1 protein-coding gene is annotated in these 300 nt (G+C 43.7%); it reads left to right on the top strand.

All coding sequences use genetic code 11. The annotated features are described in order from the left end of the window. On the top strand, positions 1-269 hold a 269-nt coding region (locus AAEY80_RS14415; protein ID WP_350588545.1), incomplete at its 5' end, for a transposase. Positions 270-300: the final 31 nt, after the last annotated feature.

The raw sequence follows: 300 nt of genomic DNA, 5'->3' as shown, positions 1-300 counted from the left end.
GGGAGGGCTTAACGGTGTTCTTTAATTACCCTAAAGACATCAGAAAAGCCATCTATACCACCAATGCTATTGAGTCATTGAACAGTGTGATTCGAACAGCGGTGAATAAGCGTAAGGTGTTCCCCTCTGATCAGGCAGCATTCAAGATAGTATATCTGGCAACCCAGCAGGCGTCTAAAAAGTGGTCGATGCCCATCCGTAACTGGACGTCTGCTCTGAATCGTTTTATGATTATGTTTGATGATCGTATAAGCAGGCATTTAATCTAAATGGCAGTTACACAGAATCTGGGATGGACTC

The sequence above is a fragment of the Psychrobacter sp. 78a-MNA-CIBAN-0178 genome (assembly GCF_040309625.1).
In the GTDB taxonomy this organism is placed as follows: Bacteria; Pseudomonadota; Gammaproteobacteria; order Pseudomonadales; family Moraxellaceae; genus Psychrobacter; species Psychrobacter okhotskensis.
The sequence above is the reverse complement of the archived record's forward strand: the minus strand, read 5'-3'. Positions and strand labels throughout refer to the sequence as shown.